We start from the raw sequence: 5,655 nt of genomic DNA on the forward strand, positions 1-5,655 counted from the left end.
AGCGCACCGTGCAAAAAATCCTTCTCCAGGGTGAGCTGCCCGATCTTGGCGTGCAGCTCCTTGAGATCCACCGTTGGGGCAGCAGGCCCAGGTGCTGGGCCAAACACGTCAGCCGCCCGCTCCAGCAGCAGCCGCTTCCAGTCTGCAATCTGGCTGGGGTGTACTTCGTACTGCTGAGCCAGTTCAGCGACGGTGCGCTCGCCGCGCACCGCCTCCAGCGCGACTTTGGCTTTGAAGGTAGCACTGTGCTTGCGTCTTGATTTGATGGTCATAGATTTCTCCAGATTCGGCCTGCTGTCAGGCCATTTTTACGGGAAGAAATCTCGCTTAGCCAACTGTTCAAAAAACCGGGGCCACTTCTTGTCGCGGGTGGAGTCGGCCATCTGGTAGCCGCGCAGCCACTTTTCCGCCCAGGCCCCGAACGTCTCCGCGTCCTTGACGCGGGCCTTGTCCCGCGCCTTTTCCTTGGCCGGCGACTTCCCGGCCGCGATCATCTTCTTGGCCTCGCCCAACCGCTCGCGGGCTTCCGCCAGGGTGATCCCGCCGACACCGTAGCGGCCGAAGGTGATGGTCTCCTGCCTACCGTGGATCGAGTAGTTGTAGCGGAACGAGATCGCTCCGGCGGCCGTGACGGCTACATAGAGGCCGTCACGGTCATTCACCTTGTAGAGCTTGTCCTTCGGCTTGAGGTTGCGCAGCTTGGTATCGGTCAACATGGTTCTCGCCCTGATTCAGCTCAAATACCATGATCCGAAGACCGGCCGCCCTGGCGTAAAACATCAATTAAATCATCGTATTACGCAAACTCGATACCATGAACATTCGGCAAGGTGGTTGCATGGTATCGGCGACTTCTCATGGCATAGAAGCATTCAATGCCATCCATCATGCCATGAAAAAACGGTGCTTGGCGATGCCAAATGTTGCCAGGCGGTGCCGAACGAGATCACAAAAAAGCCCGCAATGACGCGGGCTTAGGGGTGTTTTCGTGCTACTAGATGCCAGCCGATGCCAGACGCCCAATCACTCCCACTCGATGGTTGCGGGCGGCTTGGTCGAGACGTCGTAGGTGACGCGGTTGATGCCACGCACCTCGTTGATGATGCGGCCGGAGACTTTCTTCAGCAGGCCATAGGGCAGCTCGGCCCAGTCGGCGGTCATGAAGTCGCTGGTCTGCACGGCGCGCAGAGCCACGACGTAGTCGTAGGTGCGGCCGTCGCCCATCACGCCCACGCTCTTGACGGGCAGGAAGACGGTGAAGGCCTGGCTGGTCAGGTCATACCAGCTCTTGCCGGTGGCCTCGTCGATCCAGTTGTTCAGCTCTTCGATGAAGATGGCGTCGGCGCGGCGCAGCAGGTCGGCGTATTCCTTTTTCACTTCACCCAAGATACGCACACCCAGGCCTGGGCCGGGGAAGGGATGGCGATAGACCATGCCACGCGGCAGGCCCAGGGCCACACCCAGCTCGCGCACCTCGTCCTTGAACAGGTCGCGCAGCGGCTCCAGCAGCTTCAGGCCCAGTTGCTCAGGCAGGCCACCCACGTTGTGGTGGCTCTTGATGGTGACGGCCTTTTTGCTCTTGGCACCGCCGGACTCGATCACGTCGGGGTAAATGGTGCCCTGGGCCAGAAAGGTCGCGCCCTTGGAGCCGGCCGTGGCAGCCTTGAGCTTGGCGGCCTCAGCCTTGAACACGTCCACAAACAGGCCGCCGATGATCTTGCGCTTGGCCTCGGGCTCGGACACGCCAGCCAGCTTGCCCAGGAACAGCTCGGAAGCATCCACGCGGATGACCTTGGCGTGCAGCTTGCCTTCGAACATGTCCATGACTGCATCGCCTTCGTTCAGACGCAACAGGCCGTGGTCCACGAACACGCAGGTCAGCTGGTCGCCGATGGCGCGGTGAATCAGGGCTGCGGCCACGGAGGAATCCACACCGCCGGACAGGCCCAGAATCACTTCCTCGTCGCCCACCTGCTCGCAGATCTTGGCCACGGCTTCTGCTATGTAGTCGCCCATGATCCAGTCGGCTTGCGTGCCGCAGATGTCCAGCACAAAGCGATTCAGCAGTGCCTGGCCCTGCACGGTGTGAGTGACTTCGGGGTGGAACTGCACGGCGTAGTAGCGGCGCGCTTCGTCGGCCATGCCAGCGATGGGGCAGGACGGCGTGGAGGCCATGACCTTGAAGCCAGGGGGCAGCTCGGTGACCTTGTCGCCGTGGCTCATCCAGACCTTGAGCATGCCGTGACCTTCGGGCGTGACAAAGTCTGCTATGCCCTTGAGCAAGTTGGTATGGCCATGGGCACGGACTTCGGCATAGCCGAATTCGCGGCTGTTGCTGCCTTCGACCTTGCCGCCCAACTGGGTGGCCATGGTCTGCATGCCATAGCAAATGCCCAGAACGGGCAGGCCCAGCTCGAACACGGCGTCGGGCGCGCGGTCGTCCACTTCATAAACGCTGGCATGGCTGCCGGACAGGATCACGCCCTTCAACTTGCCATCGGCGGCGAATTCACGCACCCAGTCGCTGCTCACATCGCAGGGATGGACTTCGCAGTAGACATGGGCTTCGCGCACGCGGCGGGCAATCAGCTGGGTGACTTGGGAGCCGAAGTCCAGAATGAGAATCTTGTCGTGTTGCATGGTGGTCAAGGGCAAGAGAGGTGAAAGAGAAAGGCGTTCAAAAATCTTCGGGTGCCAAGAGCTGCACACCGCTTTTGCGGGCGGCAGCCATCTGGGCAGCATCGAATGTGGCAAGCGGCAGGCGCAGCGACTGCGCCAGCCAGAGATAGGCCGCGTCGTAAATGGGCAGACCCGTGTCCTGCGCCACATCCAGCACGGCCTTGTGTTGTGCGGGCGCCAGCTCGTGCAACTCCACGCGGTGGCGTATGGCCTCCAGCACACCCCACAGTCCTTCCACGCTGGCGCGGGGAATACGGCCCTGGTTCACACCCGAGGCGATCAGATTGCCACATTCCCATTGCCAAAGGTTGGGGGCCTGCGGGTCCACCTCATCGCGGCGGATGCGGGTGTAGAGGCGCTGGGTATGGCTGCTGGCGTTGTCGGGCAGCAGCCAGGCTGCGGTGACGGAGGCATCGAGCACAAAGGCGGCTGCGCTCATGCCCGGCTCCTTCCGCGGTGGCGCAGGCTTGCTACGGAATCCGTAGCTTCTGCAGCCCGTATGGTGGACTGCAGCGCCGCAATATGCGCCAACTCCTGGGCAATCTGCTCATCGGTAATCACTGGTTTGCGGCGCATGGGCAGCATGCGCACCACCTCTTTGCCGTGGCGGGTGATGCGCACCTCCTCGCCCTGCTCGACCAACTCGATCAGGGCAGAGAAACGGGTCTTGGCTTCGTAGATACCGACGGATTGCATGGAGAGAGACTGCGCAAAAAGAAAAATCTGGTCCAACTATAAAGTCAGACCAGATTTTAGCATTCAGACCAGAAGTCGCAAACTGGTCTTTTTAGAACCACCCCTTGCTTGCGCCGTAGCTTTCGCCAGAGACAGCGAGCAAGAGCCGCCCCGCAGCAAAGGCCGTCGTCCCCCTGGGGGGAAGCCGCGCAGCGGCTCAGGGGGGGGGAAGAGGTTAATCCGCCCGGTAGTTCGGCGCTTCCTTGGTGATTTGCACGTCGTGCACGTGGGATTCACGGATGCCGGCTGCGGTGATCTCCACAAACTCGGCCTTCTCGTTCATCTCGGCAATGGTCTTGCAGCCGCAATAACCCATGGAAGCGCGCACGCCGCCAGCCATTTGGTAGACGATGGAGACCATAGACCCCTTGTAGGGCACGCGGCCTTCGATGCCTTCGGGCACCAGCTTGTCGGCGTTGGGGTTGCCGGTGCTGGATTCCTGGAAGTAGCGGTCGGCCGAGCCTTGCTGCATGGCACCGATGGAGCCCATGCCGCGGTAGCTCTTGTACGAACGGCCCTGGTACAGAATCACTTCGCCCGGCGCTTCTTCGGTTCCAGCAAACATGCCACCCATCATGATGGTGGAAGCGCCTGCAGCCAGAGCCTTGGAGATGTCGCCCGAGAAGCGGATACCACCATCGCCAATCAGGGGCACGCCCGTGCCCTTCAAGGCCTGGGCCACACCGTCGATGGCCATGATCTGGGGCACGCCCACACCGGCCACGATGCGGGTGGTGCAGATGGAGCCAGGGCCGATGCCGACCTTCACGGCATCGGCACCGGCTTCCACCAGGGCCAACGCAGCCGCGCCGGTGGCGATATTGCCGCCAATCACATCGACCTGCGGATAGTGCTGCTTGACCCAGCGCACGCGGTCGATCACGCCCTTGGAGTGACCGTGGGCCGTATCCACCACGATGGCGTCCACACCGGCTTGCACCAGGGCCGCCACGCGCTCTTCGGTGCCAGCGCCCACGCCCACGGCAGCAGCCACACGCAGGCGGCCTGCAGCGTCACGCGCGGCATTGGGGAAGGTGGTTTGCTTGTTGATGTCCTTGACGGTGATCAGGCCCTTGAGCTCAAAGGCGTCGTTCACCACCAGAATGCGCTCCAGCTTGTGCTTGTTCAGCAGGGCCTTGGCCTCGGCAGGGCTGGTGCCGTCTTTCTCGTTGACGGTGATGAGCTTTTCGCGGGGCGTCATGATCTCGCGGACCTTGACGTCATAACGGGTCTCAAAGCGCACATCGCGGCTGGTCACAATCCCTACCACCTTGCCGCCATCGCAGACGGGGAAGCCGGAGATACCGCGCTCTTCCGACAGCTGCAGCACTTGCAACACGGTATGCGCAGGAGTGATGACCACAGGGTCGTGCACCACACCGGATTCATGGCGCTTGACCTTGGACACTTCGGCGGCTTGCTGCTCTGCCGTCATGTTCTTGTGGATCACGCCAATGCCACCTTCCTGGGCAATGGCAATCGCCAGACGCGCTTCCGTCACCGTGTCCATGGCGGCCGACACCAGGGGCAAGTTCAACGTGATGTTGCGTGTGAATTGGGTGGAGAGGGATACGTCCTTGGGCAGGACTTCGGAGTAGGCGGGAACGAGCAGAACATCGTCGAAGGTCAGTGCTTTTCCGAGAAGGCGCATGTGGTGGCTCCAAAAGAGGGATTGTATCTACCCTTCGATCAAGCTTGCACAAGCCCTGGTTTCACTTGGCGCTATGGGGTTAAGAACGTGTTTACGATCTTCTGAGCAATAAGGCCACAAACGCCAAGTGAATGAACTGCAGACTGGTGTTGAGCCACCTTGACCTTGCCCCTGAAAAGGGTAGTGCTTAGCTTTGTTGAAAATCACGTCAATGGAGCAAGAAATGGCATACAAGCAAGTGCGTGCGCAATACACGCGAGAGTTCAAGCAGGAGGCCGTACGGCAGGTGCGTAGCGGTCAGTCAATGGCGGCGGTGGCCAAGGTGCAGGACACGCTGCGAGGTACGCCTGGATTGAGCAAATGAAGCGCCGTTACCCCGTGCGCCTGTCATGCGAGTTGCTGGAGGTTAGCGTCAGCGGGTACTGCAGCTGGCAACGCCGGCGTGATGTTGCGGACACAGGCAAAGGTGCGCACAGCAGTGCGCAAGCCCTGCTGGTGCACATCCGTGCAATCCACGCTGAGGTGAAAGGCGAATATGGCTGGCCCCGCATGCACAAGGAACTATTGGCACGGGGCATTTGTGCGGGCAA

The 5,655-nt window shown here is 61.2% G+C and carries 5 protein-coding genes and 2 pseudogenes; 1 reads left to right on the forward strand and 6 read right to left on the reverse strand.

The genetic code is table 11. The features are described from left to right. The 6 genes and pseudogenes from G486_RS0116745 to guaB all read right to left on the reverse strand — a co-directional run. Positions 1–272, reverse strand: a 272-nt coding sequence (locus G486_RS0116745) for a transposase (protein WP_027016574.1), incomplete at its 3' end; no start/stop codon positions are given. An 84-nt stretch (positions 273–356) separates the two neighbouring features. After that, positions 357–716, reverse strand: a pseudogene (locus G486_RS0116750) (Arm DNA-binding domain-containing protein); the annotation flags it as partial. 307 nt (positions 717–1,023) lie between these two features. Continuing rightward, positions 1,024–2,640: a glutamine-hydrolyzing GMP synthase gene (gene guaA, locus G486_RS0116755; protein WP_027016569.1), complete on the reverse strand. Its 1,617-nt coding sequence runs from the start codon at positions 2,638–2,640 to the stop codon at positions 1,024–1,026. Positions 2,641–2,677: 37 nt separating this feature from the next. Then, complete coding sequence (locus G486_RS0116760) at positions 2,678–3,118, reverse strand: type II toxin-antitoxin system VapC family toxin (protein WP_027016570.1); 441 nt, start codon at positions 3,116–3,118, stop codon at positions 2,678–2,680. After that, entirely contained in the window at positions 3,115–3,375 is a 261-nt protein-coding gene (locus G486_RS0116765) for a type II toxin-antitoxin system Phd/YefM family antitoxin (protein WP_027016571.1), read from the reverse strand. The genes G486_RS0116760 and G486_RS0116765 overlap by 4 nt, the downstream gene beginning before the upstream one ends. Positions 3,376–3,589: 214 nt before the next feature. Continuing rightward, positions 3,590–5,065: an IMP dehydrogenase gene (gene guaB, locus G486_RS0116770; RefSeq protein ID WP_027016572.1), complete on the reverse strand. Its 1,476-nt coding sequence runs from the start codon at positions 5,063–5,065 to the stop codon at positions 3,590–3,592. A gap of 223 nt (positions 5,066–5,288) precedes the next feature. Here guaB and G486_RS23730 point away from each other — a divergent pair. After that, positions 5,289–5,655 (forward strand): annotated as a pseudogene (locus G486_RS23730) (IS3 family transposase); the annotation flags it as partial.

The organism is Comamonas composti DSM 21721, from assembly GCF_000429845.1.
Classification (GTDB): domain Bacteria; phylum Pseudomonadota; class Gammaproteobacteria; order Burkholderiales; family Burkholderiaceae_C; genus Comamonas; species Comamonas composti.

Excerpts from the sequence above, each read along its gene's own strand:
- guaA (WP_027016569.1), bottom strand. The coding sequence starts at position 2,640 with ATGCAACACGACAAGATTCTCATTCTGGACTTCGGCTCCCAAGTCACC.
- G486_RS0116760 (WP_027016570.1), bottom strand. The coding sequence starts at position 3,118 with ATGAGCGCAGCCGCCTTTGTGCTCGATGCCTCCGTCACCGCAGCCTGG.
- G486_RS0116765 (WP_027016571.1), bottom strand. The coding sequence starts at position 3,375 with ATGCAATCCGTCGGTATCTACGAAGCCAAGACCCGTTTCTCTGCCCTG.
- guaB (WP_027016572.1), bottom strand. The coding sequence starts at position 5,065 with ATGCGCCTTCTCGGAAAAGCACTGACCTTCGACGATGTTCTGCTCGTT.